The organism is Providencia sp. R33 (genome assembly GCF_019343475.1).
Lineage (GTDB): Bacteria > Pseudomonadota > Gammaproteobacteria > Enterobacterales > Enterobacteriaceae > Providencia.
The window spans coordinates 2,397,164-2,412,023 of sequence record NZ_CP072453.1 but is presented as its reverse complement, the minus strand read 5'-3'; the positions used below and the strand labels follow the sequence as shown (position 1 = coordinate 2,412,023).

Below are 14,860 nucleotides of genomic sequence, written 5' to 3'. Positions count from 1 at the left end.
CAATAATATCCTTTTTAACTACCAGCGATATTAATCCTGTAAGCATATTTATGCAATAATTTCTGCATAAAAATTTGGTTTTTACGCTAAAATTAGTCAGGTTTTTCGGTTGGATGAGCTGCTTGCTGTTGCTTAGCGAGTTGTTTATCCCGTTCAAACGCGAGGTCGCTAATCCGTTTTGCCATTCCTTTGAAGATAAACAGGTGGGCAGGCATCATAGCAAACCAATAGAGTAGGCCGCAAAAACCCGCTGGATGCCACCAAGCACGTACATCGATAGAGCGTCGGCTGCCACTGTCATGGATAGTAAAGGTTAAACGACCGAGCCCCGGCGCTTTCATGCCAAACAGTAAGCTAAGCTGCTTGTTGGGTTCAAGATTGATCACTCGCCAGCCATCAACTTCATCGCCAAGTCGCAGGTCTTCTCTGTCAGGACGGCCATATTTTACTTTATTCAACATCATGTCATCCATGATGGCGCGGGTTTTCCACAGGCCATTGGCGTAAAAATAACCGTCTTTGCCACCAATTTGTTGCACCGTATGCCATAGGGATTCCGAGCTTGCTGTTGTGCCAAGGGTTGAGCCCGCTTGTTTTGGGTAATAACCATAGCCTGGGCGCCAGCGTTTTCTTACCTCAGGGTCATAACCCCAATCCGCATTGTCTACTGCGTCCGCTTCTTCAGCTAACGTGGTTCTTACCGCATCGTCAAAGGAAATTAACGTTTGTGGGATAAGCTTTCGTAGCGCTTTATCGTCAGCGGGAAGGTCGTGTTGTAACCCTTGAATCAGCTCTTTTGCAATAGTCGGCGGTACTGAGGTGATCAAGCTAATAAAATGCACAGAAATCATACTAATTGGGATTGGGATAGGGATCAGTAAGCGGCGTTTGCCGCTGACTTTGATAAATCGTTTGAAAAGCTCTTGGTAACTAATAAATTCAGGGCCGCCTGCATCAAATATGCGGTTTTCATTTGTTGGCGTTTTGGCAAGCTGGGTTAAATAATAGAGGATATTCGATAGCGCAATAGGCGATGATTTTGAGCGCACCCAGCGTGGCGGGGTTAGAATCGCTAAGTTGTAAACCATATCCCGCATGATTTCGAATGCTGCAGAGCCTGAGCCAACAATAATAGAAGAGCGGATTTCAGTGACAGGGATATTGCTTTCACGCAGGATATCCCCTGTTAAGCGCCTTGCAATCAGGTGCGGGGAATAAGTATGCCCATGTTGTAGTGCGCTGAGATAAATAACGTGTTTAACATCTGAGCCTTCAAGGGCTTGTTGAACATTACGGGCAGCGCTACGTTCCCGCTCAATCAGATTGGCTTGATCAGCCATGCTGTGCACGAGGAAATAGACAATATCGATTTCCTTCATGACATCTTTTAAGGTCTCAGGGTCATGCAAGTCAACAAAGATACAGCGTGTATCTTGCCAGCCTTGGGAAAGCATCCAATCAACACGACGTGCAGCCGCAGTAACGTCATAACCTTGTTCAATCAGTTGGGGAATAAGATTCTGCCCAATATAGCCGCTAGCGCCCAACACTAAAACACGTTGTTTTTCTGTCATGTTAATTTCCTGTTTCACGCAAATTAACGGCTATTGTGACTGAAATTTTACCTATGTAAAGAAGGCCATAAGAATTGGCGTAATAAGACTAAGTACGAAGCCGTGAACAATGGCGGCAGGCACGATGGAAACGCCGCCACTGCGTTGTAAAACAGGGAGGGTAAAGTCCATCGATGTGGATCCACAAATGCCCAATGCGGTTGAGCGGTAGCGATTAATAATGATAGGAATCAACATAATAGCAGCTAGCTCGCGGGCTAAATCATTAAAAAAGGCGGCACTTCCCATTACAGGGCCGTAGGCATCCGTTAGAACAATCCCTGTGAGTGAGTACCAACCAAAGCCTGAGGCGAGAGCCAGCCCCATTTTAACGGGTAAGCCAAGCAATAATGCTGCCAGTGCTCCACCCGCTAACGCGCTTACCCCCATCACAAAAGCGATAGTTGTCCCGCGGCGGTTAATTAAAATTTGTTTAATGCTCATTCCGCTGTTACGTAATTGAATTCCAACTAATAACAACAGCAACATTAAAGCGATTTGGCTACCTTTATCTGCGTAATGTAGAAAATCGAAACCCGTTAAGCCCACCACAAAACCTAAAAGTAGGACGCCACACAATTGTAGGGATTCAAGCACCATTTTGATACGAGATGGCGGTTTTTCTTGTTTATGTTGCGGAATTTTCCACGGATCTAGCTTATCGAGTAATAACAGCGAGAGAACATTGAAGGAAAAAATACAGCCAAAAAATGTAATGGCATAAATTAAGATAGAAAAGAGGTGCTCACTTAAGTTTTCAAGCAGTGCGAGGGTGATCCCCATTAAAAATAAAATCACATACACCATCGAATTTAGTGATTGGTGAATACGATGGAGAACCTGCTTGTTTTTAATAGGAATAAGATAACCGAGTGTTAACGGTAGAAGAATAATTAAGAGTCCTGAATACATCGCCGCGTCCTTAGTGGTTATCCCATTAACTTGATTAATATAAACAACGAGTTATATTTGTTTTTTTATTTGCGTTATTGAAAATTTAACTCGTCGTGCTAAAGCATTTTTTCACTATATAATTTTATTATTGGTGACTGAATGAAAAATAGGTCAAAAACACTAAAAAAGAAAGTTTTACTATTTTATAACACTGCCATTGCTAGCTCAACTTAGTTAGCTATTTTGTTGTGAAGATTTTTTATTCTGCGGACATACTTATAGTAAAACCATTGGTTAATCGATAAGCTCTAAATGTGCGTTTTGTCAGCAAAAACATTGATAATCTAAATGCAAATTGACGAGTTTAGGGTATATTAAAGAAAACATGACAAGGAGTGAGATATGTATCTGGAACGTGTTGAAATATACGGATTTAGAGGGATCAACCGCCTTTCTTTAGAGCTCAATAACAGTACTGTTTTGATCGGGGAAAACTCATGGGGTAAGTCCAGTCTACTCGATGCGCTCGATTTACTTCTCTCACCAGAACATCAAGATTACCAATTTAATCTGCATGATTTTCATCACCCTATGGGTGATGACGCCTCCCGTTATCGCTCATTGCAAATCGTATTAAAATTTTGCGAAAGGCATAAAGGCCGCCATCAATCTTATCGTTTTCATAACCTTGGTTCAGTTTGGGTCGACAACGGTGATGACTTAAAACACATTTTTTATCGGGTGAGTGCTGAGCTGCGAGATGACAATACGATTGCGGTGGATAAAAGCTTTTTAAATTCAGGGGGAAATAAACTTTCTCTGGATAACGTAGGCAAATATATCAAGGAAATTATTAGGCTATATCCTGTTATTCGTCTGCGTGATGCGCGTTTTTTACAATCTCTCAACCCTGAAACCATTGTTGTTGGTGAAAAAGAGTTTCGAGATTCATTTAATGTTCGCATCAAGGAATTAACCAGTGCCTTGGTGAATAACCCAGAGCGTTTAAGTGATGATGACTTAGTTGATGGTGTAGATGCCATGCAACAGTTATTAAGCCACTATTTTTCAGGGCAAAGTGCTCATATGATCAAGCTTAATGACAATACGGTCAATATTGAACCGCGTAAGCAAGGCTGGAAAGCGCTGGATAACATCAGTCGTTTGATTGCAAAGCCCAACCAACGCAATATTCGTCTGATTATCTTGGGGATGTTCTCTTCTTTATTGCAATCCAAGGGGAATATTCATCTAGATAAACATGCTCGCCCGCTCATTATTGTTGAAGACCCCGAAACGCGCCTACACCCGATTATGCTGTCGATTGCATGGGGGCTATTGAGTTTGTTTGCGCTACAACGGATTACCACGACAAATTCAGGGGAATTGCTTTCTCAAACCCCTCTTGAAGACTTATGCCGTTTAGTGCGGGACACAAATAAAGTCTCATCTTATCGTTTAACGCAAAATGATTTAAGCACGGAAGAACTGCGAAAAATTTCGTTCCATATTCGCTTTAACCGACCATCATCGTTGTTTGCGCGTTGTTGGTTATTAGTGGAAGGTGAAACAGAGATTTGGTTGATGAGTGAATTTGCTCGCCAATGTCACTATTACTTTGAAACAGAAGGGATTAAAGTCATTGCATTTGCACAAAGTGGCTTGAAGCCGCTGTTAAAGTTTGCCAATAAAATGGGCATTGAATGGCATGTTTTAACCGATGGGGACGAGGCAGGGCGTAAATATGCTGCAACAGCGACCCATTACGCCAATAAAATCAACTCACCAGATAGAGACCGTTTAACCATGCTTACCGCGCCAGATATGGAACATTTCCTATATCGCGAGGGCTTTAAAAGTCTTTATCATGAAATTGCAGATATTCCTGAAAATGCACGGGTATCAACACGCCGCGTGATTATTAAAGCAATTTCCCGTACTTCAAAACCTGATTTAGCCTTAGCCACAGTGAACCGCTCCGCAGAACTGGGGCCTGATAGTGTTCCATTGCAGTTAAGAAGTATGTTCTCAAGGGTAGCATGGCTAGCGAGGGGTAAAGCGTATTGATAACGCCAATGAATATATTGTTGATTGAATATTTATAGATATCGGGTATTTATCTGTAGTATGTTTAATTAAACGATAACTTAAGTTATATAGCATAGTATTTCGAAGAGGGCATCGCCCTCTTTTTAATTATAGGAAGTGAAGAACGATGAAGGTAAAACCGAAAAAAAAGTGGCCGATATACTTGGTGATATTAATTGTTGCTGTTGGTGCTGCTGCATTTCTCTTGAATGGAGAGAAAGAAGAGGTTTTCCAAACCGTTGACGTGACCCGTGGTGACTTGGATAAACAAGTCCTCGCAACGGGTAAATTAGATGCTGTACGTAAGGTTGATGTGGGCGCACAGGTAAGCGGGCAGTTACAAACCTTATATGTGAAAGAAGGCGATTACGTTAAAAAAGGCGATTTACTGGCAGTTATCGACCCGAAAAAAGCGCAAAATGATGTCACCGAGTCTGAAGCGACCACTCGTGAGCTTGAGGCCAATTTGTCATTAGCACAAGCCGAGTTGAAACTGGCGCAACTGACTTACCAGCGCCACTTGAGTCTCGCTAAATTGCAGGCTGTTGCACAGCAAGAGTTGGATAAAGCCAAAACTGATGTTGACGTAAAAAAAGCGCAAGTTGCGACGTATCAAGCACAGATAAAACGTAATCAAGCAACGCTAGATACAGCTAAAACTAATTTAAAATACACACAGATCACGGCGCCGATGGATGGTATTGTTACATTTATCAAAACGTTACAAGGTCAAACTGTGATTGCTGCACAAGAAGCGCCAACCATTTTAACATTGGCAGACTTAGACACCATGTTGGTTAAAGCGGAAGTGTCTGAAGCGGATGTAATTTATTTAGAACCGGGGCAAGAGGCTTCGTTTACGGTGTTAGGTGCGCCAGATAAAAAATTCTCGGGTAAGTTAAAGGATATCCTGCCAACCCCTGAAAAAATCAATGATGCTATTTTCTATTATGCACGCTTTGAGGTCCCCAATCCTCATCATCTGTTAAAATTACAGATGACCGCACAGGTTAAAATTGAGCTTGATTCACGTAAAAATGTGCTGATATTACCCCTTTCTGCGTTAGGAGATGAAGTCTCACCGCAAGTGTATGATGTGGAAGTGCTAGAAGGGCAAAAAGCAGAGAAAAAGCAGATTGAGATTGGTAGTCGCAATGATGTGTCGGTCGAAGTAATTAAAGGGCTGAATGAAGGGGATAAAGTCATTATTGGGCACAGTGGTTCGGAGAGTTAAGATGACCGCACTCATTGAGCTTCAAGGGATCACTCGCCGTTATGGTGAAGGCGAAAATGAAGTCACCGTTTTAAAAAATGTTTCATTGCAAATAAATGCAGGTGAAATGGTTGCGATTATCGGTGCTTCTGGCTCAGGTAAATCCACCTTGATGAACATTATTGGCTGTCTCGATAAGCCGTCATCGGGGGAGTACCATATTGATGGGCAAAATATTGCGCTATTAGATAACGACCAACTTGCGGAGCTTCGCCGCGAACACTTCGGTTTTATTTTCCAACGCTACCATTTATTAAGCCATCTGAGTGCTGAGCAAAATGTTGAAATCCCGGCCGTATATGCAGGTTCTGGGAAAGCCCAGCGGCGGGAACGAGCGGCACAATTACTTCAGCGATTAGGGTTAGGTGAACGAGTTAATTATCGACCAAGCCAACTATCAGGCGGGCAGCAGCAGCGAGTCAGTATTGCACGCGCACTGATGAATGGTGGGCAAGTGATTCTTGCCGATGAGCCAACGGGGGCGTTGGATAGCCATTCAGGCGAAGAGGTAATGAAAATCCTCAAAGACCTTTGTGCTCAAGGCCATACAGTGATTATTGTCACACACGATCCAACCGTCGCCCAGCAAGCTGAACGTATTGTCGAAATCAAAGATGGCGAAATTATTCGTGATTCAGGTTCAAAAAACAGTAAATTAGCCAAGCCGTTATCGAAAGCCCCTGCAAGGAAATTGTCGCTTGGGCAGATTTATGGGCGATTTAGTGAAGCATTATTAATGGCTTGGCGTGCCATGGTGGTCAATAAAATGCGTACCTTGTTGACCATGTTAGGCATTATCATCGGGATTGCTTCTGTGGTGTCCATTATGGTCATCGGTGATGCGGCTCAGGGCATGGTACTTAATGATATCAAGTCGATTGGTACTAATACAATTTCGATTTACCCCGGTACTGATTTTGGGAGTGATGATGCGCAAAATCGACAATCTTTAAAAGCCTCGGATATTGATGCACTTGCTAAACAGCCTTATGTTCACGCGATTTCAGGCCAGCTCAATGGCTCCGCACGCTTAAGGAAAGGTAATTTGGATGCACCTGCACAGCTAACAGGTGTTGGCCGCGACTATTTTAATGTGTATGCCTTTAAATTTTCGGAAGGCATGAATTTTACACAAGATATGGCAAATAGGCGCGCTCAGGTGGTCATTATTGATGAAAACACGAAACGACGTTTTTTCCCCAAGCAAGCTAATGTGGTAGGGGAAACCTTGCTTCTAGGTAATATGCCAGCGACAGTCATTGGGGTACTTGAAGACCAAAAGTCAGTGTTTGGCTCCAGTAAATCGTTGTCTGTTTGGTTACCCGATACCACGATGAACAGCAAAATTTTAAATCGACCATATTATGACAGTATTACGGTGCGCGTTAAGGATGGTTATGACACCAAAAACGTGGAGCAGCAACTGACGCGTTTATTAACGTTACGCCACGGCAAAAAAGATATTTTTACCTATAACCTTGATACCTTTGTGAAAACAGCAGAAAAAACCACGCAAACCATGCAGCTATTTTTAACCTTAGTGGCGGTTATTTCATTGGTGGTCGGGGGGATTGGCGTGATGAATATCATGTTGGTTTCGGTGACAGAACGAACCCGCGAAATTGGTATTCGTATGGCAGTTGGCGCGAGAACCAGTGATGTGATGCAGCAGTTTCTCATTGAAGCAGTATTGGTGTGTTTAATGGGGGGATTGATGGGAATTGCACTTTCTTATGGGATCAGTTTGCTGGCTCAAATGGCGCTACCCGGTTGGACGTTCGCGTTTGACCCTGTCGCTCTAATTAGTGCGTTTGTTTGCTCAACCGCGATTGGGATTATTTTCGGCTTCTTGCCCGCACGCAGTGCCGCACGTTTAAATCCGATTGATGCATTAGCGAGAGAGTGATTTTTGAGGGTTATTTACCTCTGCATTCTCAATATATGCAGAGGTAATCGGTCATTAATATTTTGAAAGTCGGTTTAATATCTGCCCCTTCCAATCGATATAAATATCATTCCCCATATAATTTGGGAATTCCTGCATAGAATAGTTAATTAAATCGACCGTTTTGTTGATGTCGTTGAGTTCAGAATAAATGGTGAAAGTTCGCTTACCTAACTGTAGTTTAAGCGTCAATTCATCATTTTCTTGATAATATCCTTCAAAAGACAATTCTACACCCTTGTTAAGTTTAATTACTGTTTTGCTATTAACAAGGTGCTTTTTAGTTAGGTGACCTTTATCAATTATAACAGGAAGGTGTAATTTCTTTGACGGTGTATTTGATTTTTGAAAGTTTCTTATATATCTAATAAATAAAGGATTAAATTTTCTTTTATACCCATTGTATGTTGGTATTTTCGTTAAAATATCAAAAAACTCTTTTTTAGATTCAGTTTGTATTAACCCTTTATTTGGTTCAAAAAAGCTAAATATATAACAATTTTTGAGCATGTCATACCGATAAGTAATAGCCATTGCATGGTCTGTTGTGCTAAATATGCAAGAAAAATCTTGTTTTTTCGTTATACAACCAGTTATGTCATTTTTTAAGTCTTCTAATGTGACTGTCCTCTTACGGTGGTAGATATTGTTAAATGAAAAAGCTGATTGGTCACTATCAGGAGAAACCCCTAAGTTAACATTTGTTGAGGCTGTTTCACTCGCATAATGTAAGTAGCAATAGTTATAAGCAGCTTCAATAACAACTTGTATCTCATAGGGAGTTAAGTTTTTTTTATGCCTAATTTTATTATAAATAGGCGTCATTTTCTCGCTATTGCCTGAAACAGGCATCTCTGCATTTGATTCTATCTTAGTATAGAAGTCTTTAATTAGTTCTTTTTCAATCTCAAAATTAATATTACATCGAGATGAGAAATATATGCTTCTATCATTTTTAAACTTCTCTAAACAATGAAAAATATAATCAAAGTGAGTGCTGTTTTCAGGCCGAGGAGGTAACGTGAACGAATAAAGTTTATTGGCCATATTATAATAGTAATTGTAATAAGATTGGTTTATTTGCAAGTTAAATATATCAGTACAGAGATAATTGAGTACATTTTCTAGGATTGGGTTGTATTCTATATTTAATTGATTAATAGGACTTTTAATCTCATCGTAAGGTGACTCCATAGTTGTAAATGAATTTTTAGATAATTTTAATAAGTTAATATAATGAGCCCCAAGCCCCTGTTTTTCATAAGCAATAAAAGTGTGAGATAGGCCTCTACAGACGCCATCAGTGCATGAAGTGGCAACATTTTCGATACTTTTAAGCTGATGTATAAGCTTTCTTGCTACGTTTTTGTTTGTATATACATAACGTTGCAAATCAGATTGATGAAATTTTATGGGGTAGTTTATTTCAGTTGGCATTCTATATTTCCATTTCCGATGTTAACTATTTATAGCAGCCTAACAACTCACCACTTCCATTTCTTTCATAAATCATTTATCCCAACTAAAGCTAAATTTTTTTTCTAATCGTATAACTTCGTACTCGGATACCCAAAATTGGAGTGAATATTGCTACCTAGAAGTAAATTTATATCAGAGAATAGTCCTATTTTATGGAACTTAGTTCCTCACTCCAATTCTGCTAATTAAACACGTAATTTTTAACCTATTCATTTATCGATAAATTTTTTTACTAGTACGGTATTTCCTCACTCCGTGAAATATTCCATAATAAAAAAGTTATCTGAAAAGATAAATTCTGCTTGCGATTCGATATCGATCATGGATATTATCTGCATGTAGAATAAATGAAACCTAGTTCCATATAATGGAACAAACAACTAAAGCCAGTAAAAACTAAGCAAAGACAACCACACAGCAGGTGCAAAATGGCGAATAAAGCAGGTGAAGATTATTCTTTGGCTCGAGTACCCCAAAGTGCTCGTAGGCCGTTCTATGAAGTGTTAATTCTACGAATTGGCGCACTCGCTTGTGTTTCACAAGTGATGTTAGGTGCAGCCCTCGGTTATGGGTTAACTTTTTGGCAGGCGTTTTGGGCGACCATCCTTGGCTCTGTAATTTTACAGGTTGTCAGTTGGGGACTCGGGGCGGCTGCATGCCGTGAAGGAATGTCAATCAGTCTACTTTCAAGGTGGTCTGGTTTTGGAAAGTTGGGTTCAGCTCTTATTGGTGGCGCGATTGCCATCTCCTTGATGGGCTGGTTCGGCGTCCAAAATGGTTTCTTTGCGGATGGCATGTATAAAGCGACTAATGTGCTAACACCAGGGACTTGGTCACTTATTACAGGTATTGCGGTGACGGTTATTACGGTATATGGGTATCGATTTTTATCTATTACCGCCAATATTTCAACGCCGCTATTTTTATTCGCATTAGGCTGGGCAACATATAATTTATTATCGGGTCAGGACATTGGTACGCTTATTAATGACACTGCCCCTGCCGGGTCACTGATGACAATGCCTGCGGCAATCACCATGGTTGCAGGTGGTTTTATTATTTCAGCGGTTACAACACCAGATATTAGCCGCTTTATGAAAAAACCGAAGGATGTATTTTGGATGACGTTAATCGGAACATTTTTCGGTGAGCTTTTAGTCAATATGATAGCGGTACTGATGGCATTAGCATTACGTACTAGCCAAGTATTTGATTTGATGATGGCATTAACGGGCTTATTAGGTGCTTCGATTGTTATCTTTGCCACCATAAAAATGAACGACATTAACCTATATTCATCATCACTAGGCTTTTCAACGCTGCTTAACGCTATCTTTAATAAGCGTTTTGACCGTCGTTATTTAACATGGGTTATTGGTGTTTTCGGCACGATTGCCTCCATGTTAGGTATTTTAGACAATTTTATTAGCTTTTTGATTTACTTAGGCATCGCTATCCCGCCTGTTGCAGGGATCATGGTTGTCGACTATTACATCTTAAAACGCGACCGCAAAGAGCTTGATATCACCCGTGAGCAAGGTGTGCTGCCATCCAGTTGTGAAGCTTATAACCCTATCACACTCGTTGTGTGGTTGTTAGCCGTCATCGTGGGTTGGGGAACATCAGAATTAGGGCCATTCCATGCTGATTATGGTATTCCTGCTCTTAATTCTTTAATTACAGGTGCGCTGGCTTATTGGATTGGTATGTGCTGGCAAGCAAAAGTAAAAGGTGTCGATACTGTGCATTTTCGCAAAGTGGCTCACTTAGATTAAGGAAAGCGCAATGTCAGATAGCAAGGTCAAAGTTGCCCTTGCTCAGTTTGATTCTGAGCTGGGAAATAAACAAGGTAACTTGCAGCGCATGGCGCTGTTATGCGAACAAGCGGCAGCGTCTGGGGCGAAATTGATTTGTTTTCCAGAGTTGGCCACAACAGGTTATCGCGGCGATTTGCTGAATACAAAGCTGTGGGATCTCAGCGATTCTACAGGAAGTGAAACGTATCGCTTATTTAGTGAACTTGCGACACGCTTAAATATCACCATTGTGAGCGGTTTTGTTGAACGTGGTGATTACCTTGGGGATATCTATAACTCAGTTGGCGTTTGGAACCCAGGATGTGAAGGCATCAGCGGTGTGTTTCGAAAAGTTCATGCTTTTGGCATAGAAAAACAATGGTTTAGCCGCGGTGATAGCTTCCCTGTGTTTGACACGCCAATTGGTAAAATTGGCATCATGATTTGTTATGACATGGGTTTCCCTGAAGTTGCGCGTATTCTTACACTTCAGGGGGCAGAGCTACTCATCGCACCTTCTGCATGGTGTGTGCAAGATAAAGACATGTGGGATATTAATACTGCATCCCGTTCTTTGGAAAATGGCGCACATTTACTGGCGGTTAACCGCTGGGGCCATGAGGGGGATCTGTATTTATTTGGTGGCAGTAAACTGTTAGGGCCACGTGGACAAGTACTTTGTGAAGCAACCTGTGATGGCGAAGCGTTGTTGATGGGCGAAATTGATTTTGTTTTACAAGCCCATACCCGTTTAACCATTCCTTATTTACGTGATAGAAAGCCGCAAGATTACGGTGTTCTCACTCAAGGTTTTGATGCATGAGTATTTTAAACAGCGTCGTTGATGTTTATCAGTTATTTTTACGTTCAGGTAATGAGCTTACCGTTACGACGTTAGTCAATGAATTAGGCATGCCGAAAAGTTCTGCATCTCGTTTACTGAAACAAATGTCAGAGCTGGGACTGCTAGAAAAGAAAAATAATGCGCCAATTTATCGACCAGGGTTACTCATCATGGAATTAGCTCACCGTGCGCGTGGGATGAATCCATTGATTGATATGACGTTAGAAGCCCTTGATGAATTGACGAAAGATACTGGGTTTACCAGCTATGTTTCGGCGCTCGATGATGAAATGGTACGGGTTGTCCATGCACGTTTTGGTAATAGCATGTTGCAGGTGATCACACAACCAGGCACTCGTTTGCCAATTCTTGGAACTTCAACGGGTCGGGCTTTGTTAGCACGCTTACCGTTGCAGGAAAGAACAAACATTATTGCTAGAGAAGACAGTGCATTACAAGCGAAGTTAACAGAGCAAATGAATCTGATTAATGCACGCGGTTGGGAGTTTTCGGTCAACGAGTCTGTTGCTGGAGTCGCTTCGGTGTCCAGTACGGTGTTTGATCCATCACTGAATACCTTGTACGCGTTATGTCTCAGTTTGCCAGAAACCCAAATGAACGAACAGGTTATGGAGCAGCTGTCCACTAACCTATGCCGTAAGGCATCTTACCTTGGTTGCATGGTAGGTGACCCTTATTGGTTACAAAGAAGTACCAAAAAGTAATGATATGTCATGTAGTAAAAGTAAGTAGTAAAAGTAAGTAGCACACCATAAGCAATTTATATTATTAGTTTTTTATTTTAAGTGCGTGAATACGCCTTCATCAGGAAAAATAAGGCTTTTTTAACAATTAAGCCTTAACTTGGGTGAAATGAATTTAAGTCGTATTTTGTGCGGTTTAATTTCAAAGTAGCCCTAAAACCAAATAAAAATTATTAAAATTCAAGGAAGTACAATGAGTCTAAAGCAAACCCTTTGTGCGTATGAGCTAATCGATTGCGCAAGTGTTAAGGGGGAAGATGTTGTTGCATTGTTCAAGACTTTCCCAGCAATTAAAGTTTCTTCTAAAACGGTCAAAGACCTAAAAGGTCAAAGTGATTTTGTCCGTATTCTCATTCCTGGTACTCAGGGTAAATCTCAAGGTCATCAAACACCTACATTAGGCATTATTGGTCGCTTAGGTGGGATTGGTGCTCGGCCTTCACGTATTGGCGTGGTTTCAGATGCTGATGGCGCAATTGCTGCCATTGCAACAGCACTGAAATTAGCGCAAATGCATGAAAAAGGAGATAAATTAGAAGGTGATGTGGTGATTACAACCCATATTTGCCCGAATGCGCCGACTCGCCCTCATACTCCTGTTGATTTTATGGACTCTCCTTTAGAAGACGCCACCATGAATCAGCATGAAGCGATCCCTGAAGCGGACGCTATTTTATCAGTGGATACGACCAAAGGTAATAATCTACTGAATCATAAAGGTTATGCATTATCACCAACCGTTAAAGATGGGTATATTTTGCCTGTTTCTGATGATTTAATCCGCTTGATGGAGTGGAGCAGTGGGCAACGTGCAGTGACATTTCCATTATCCATTCAGGATATAACGCCATATGGGAATGGTCTTCATCATATCAATAGTATTATGCAGCCAGCGGTGTCTACATCTGCCCCTGTGGTCGGTGTAGCGATTTGCTCAGAAGCTGTAGTACCGGGATGTTCTACGGGAGCAAGCCATGAGGTTGACATTGCTGCTGCGGTGAAATTTATGATTGAAGTAGCGAAAGCCTTTACCCAAAAACAGTGTGATTTTTATGATGCGGAGCAATATGCGTTATTGACGTCACTGTATGGCAGTATGTCTCACTTACAAGCATCAGGTCGTTAATACTATAAAATAGCCACAGTTAATTATTAACAGCATCAATATAATTGAAATAATTAACTGTGCTCTATATGTGCAATAGGCTAATTTGATTCTGGCGTGTCTTCTGTACTCTCTTCGATTTCAATAGGGATAATAACATCCGCATGGTTGCCTTTTGGGCCAATCGTCACGCTAAACTGTACTTTTTGACCTGCTTTTAGTGTTCTGTAACCGTCCATTCTGATACAGGAATAATGAGCAAAAATATCTTCTCCACCATCTGCTGGGCAAATAAAACCAAAACCTTTTGCGTTATTGAACCACTTAACGATACCCGTCTCCATATTTTATCCTTTAGGTTTGCTAGTTGTGTTGTACCGATATGTATAAAATACACACAGAAACTAAGTAAATATACGCTGAAAATTGTTCGTAAAACATACTGTAGTAAATTGCATTCTAAGGTCAAGAGGGGAGTTTCAGGAATTATGGTAAAGTGGTAAGAATTCGATAAGCGCTAAATGCTATTTTCTATGATATTTGATGTGGCTCACAGATTGCTAAAGCTAAGCGTTGAAGTCAGTGGCATGATACACTGCAAATGAAAGGCTTGTTTGAGAAAAGCCACGAAAGAATTTAATGGTATAGTTTTATGTCACTATCATGTGGATTGATAGAAATCGTTGATAATAAAGACTATGCTTAATTTGAAGTTAAACACTGAGCAAGAAAGTAATGAGCGATTTTTTAGGCACATTTAAAACAGATGTCATATTCAAAGACGAAGTGGAGCAAACCTTACAGCCACCGTCGATGTATAAGGTATTATTGAATAATGATGATTACACTCCGATGGATTTTGTTGTCGAAGTGTTACAAAAATACTTTTCTTTTGATGAAGAACGCGCTACACAGATAATGTTAGATGTGCATATTCAAGGAAAGGGAATTTGTGGGGTTTTCACGGCAGAGGTTGCAGAAACAAAAGCGGCGCAAGTCAATACATTTGCCCGTGAAAATGAGTACCCTCTGCTTTGCACTATAGAGAAAGTCTGATCT

Annotated in this window: 12 protein-coding genes; 8 read left to right on the top strand and 4 right to left on the bottom strand. The window is 41.0% G+C overall.

What is annotated here, in order from left to right; genetic code table 11:
* Positions 1–92 precede the first annotated feature (92 nt).
* Both J6836_RS11350 and J6836_RS11345 read right to left on the bottom strand, forming a co-directional pair.
* Positions 93–1,574, bottom strand: a complete 1,482-nt coding sequence (locus tag J6836_RS11350; RefSeq protein WP_219244178.1) for a DUF2867 domain-containing protein — start codon at positions 1,572–1,574, stop codon at positions 93–95.
* A gap of 51 nt (positions 1,575–1,625) precedes the next feature.
* A complete protein-coding gene (locus J6836_RS11345) occupies positions 1,626–2,525 on the bottom strand; it encodes a lysine exporter LysO family protein (protein WP_219244177.1) in 900 nt (299 codons plus the stop codon).
* A 384-nt stretch (positions 2,526–2,909) separates the two neighbouring features.
* Here J6836_RS11345 and J6836_RS11340 point away from each other — a divergent pair, with 384 nt between their 5' ends.
* The 3 genes from J6836_RS11340 (at position 2,910) to macB (ending at position 7,774) form a co-directional block, all read left to right on the top strand.
* Complete coding sequence (locus J6836_RS11340; protein WP_219244176.1) at positions 2,910–4,574, top strand: ATP-dependent nuclease; 1,665 nt, start codon at positions 2,910–2,912, stop codon at positions 4,572–4,574.
* Between the two features lie 148 nt (positions 4,575–4,722).
* Positions 4,723–5,829, top strand: a complete 1,107-nt coding sequence (macA, locus tag J6836_RS11335) for a macrolide transporter subunit MacA (RefSeq protein WP_219244175.1) — start codon at positions 4,723–4,725, stop codon at positions 5,827–5,829.
* Position 5,830: 1 nt separating this feature from the next.
* Positions 5,831–7,774, top strand: coding sequence for a macrolide ABC transporter ATP-binding protein/permease MacB (gene macB, locus J6836_RS11330; protein ID WP_219244174.1), 1,944 nt, complete (start codon positions 5,831–5,833; stop codon positions 7,772–7,774).
* Between the two features lie 54 nt (positions 7,775–7,828).
* On the opposite strand, the gene J6836_RS11325 is transcribed toward macB, so the two are convergent.
* Complete coding sequence (locus tag J6836_RS11325; protein WP_219244173.1) at positions 7,829–9,250, bottom strand: hypothetical protein; 1,422 nt, start codon at positions 9,248–9,250, stop codon at positions 7,829–7,831.
* Positions 9,251–9,720: 470 nt separating this feature from the next.
* On the opposite strand from J6836_RS11325, the gene J6836_RS11320 reads away from it, so the two are divergent.
* The 4 genes from J6836_RS11320 to J6836_RS11305 all read left to right on the top strand — a co-directional run bounded on the left by J6836_RS11320 (position 9,721) and on the right by J6836_RS11305 (position 13,822).
* Positions 9,721–11,067: a purine-cytosine permease family protein gene (locus J6836_RS11320; protein ID WP_219244172.1), complete on the top strand. Its 1,347-nt coding sequence runs from the start codon at positions 9,721–9,723 to the stop codon at positions 11,065–11,067.
* A 10-nt stretch (positions 11,068–11,077) separates the two neighbouring features.
* A complete protein-coding gene (locus J6836_RS11315; protein WP_219244171.1) occupies positions 11,078–11,911 on the top strand; it encodes a nitrilase-related carbon-nitrogen hydrolase in 834 nt (277 codons plus the stop codon).
* Positions 11,908–12,657, top strand: a complete 750-nt coding sequence (locus tag J6836_RS11310; RefSeq protein ID WP_219244170.1) for an IclR family transcriptional regulator — start codon at positions 11,908–11,910, stop codon at positions 12,655–12,657. Before J6836_RS11315 ends, J6836_RS11310 begins: the two co-directional genes overlap by 4 nt.
* 232 nt (positions 12,658–12,889) lie before the next feature.
* Positions 12,890–13,822, top strand: coding sequence for a DUF1177 domain-containing protein (locus tag J6836_RS11305; RefSeq protein ID WP_219244169.1), 933 nt, complete (start codon positions 12,890–12,892; stop codon positions 13,820–13,822).
* 80 nt (positions 13,823–13,902) lie between these two features.
* Here the strand turns inward: J6836_RS11305 and cspD are convergent, their stop codons facing one another.
* Entirely contained in the window at positions 13,903–14,145 is a 243-nt protein-coding gene (gene cspD, locus J6836_RS11300; RefSeq protein ID WP_219244168.1) for a cold shock domain-containing protein CspD, read from the bottom strand.
* Between the two features lie 391 nt (positions 14,146–14,536).
* Here cspD and clpS point away from each other — a divergent pair, with 391 nt between their 5' ends.
* Positions 14,537–14,857: an ATP-dependent Clp protease adapter ClpS gene (clpS, locus tag J6836_RS11295; RefSeq protein ID WP_219244167.1), complete on the top strand. Its 321-nt coding sequence runs from the start codon at positions 14,537–14,539 to the stop codon at positions 14,855–14,857.
* Positions 14,858–14,860: the final 3 nt, after the last annotated feature.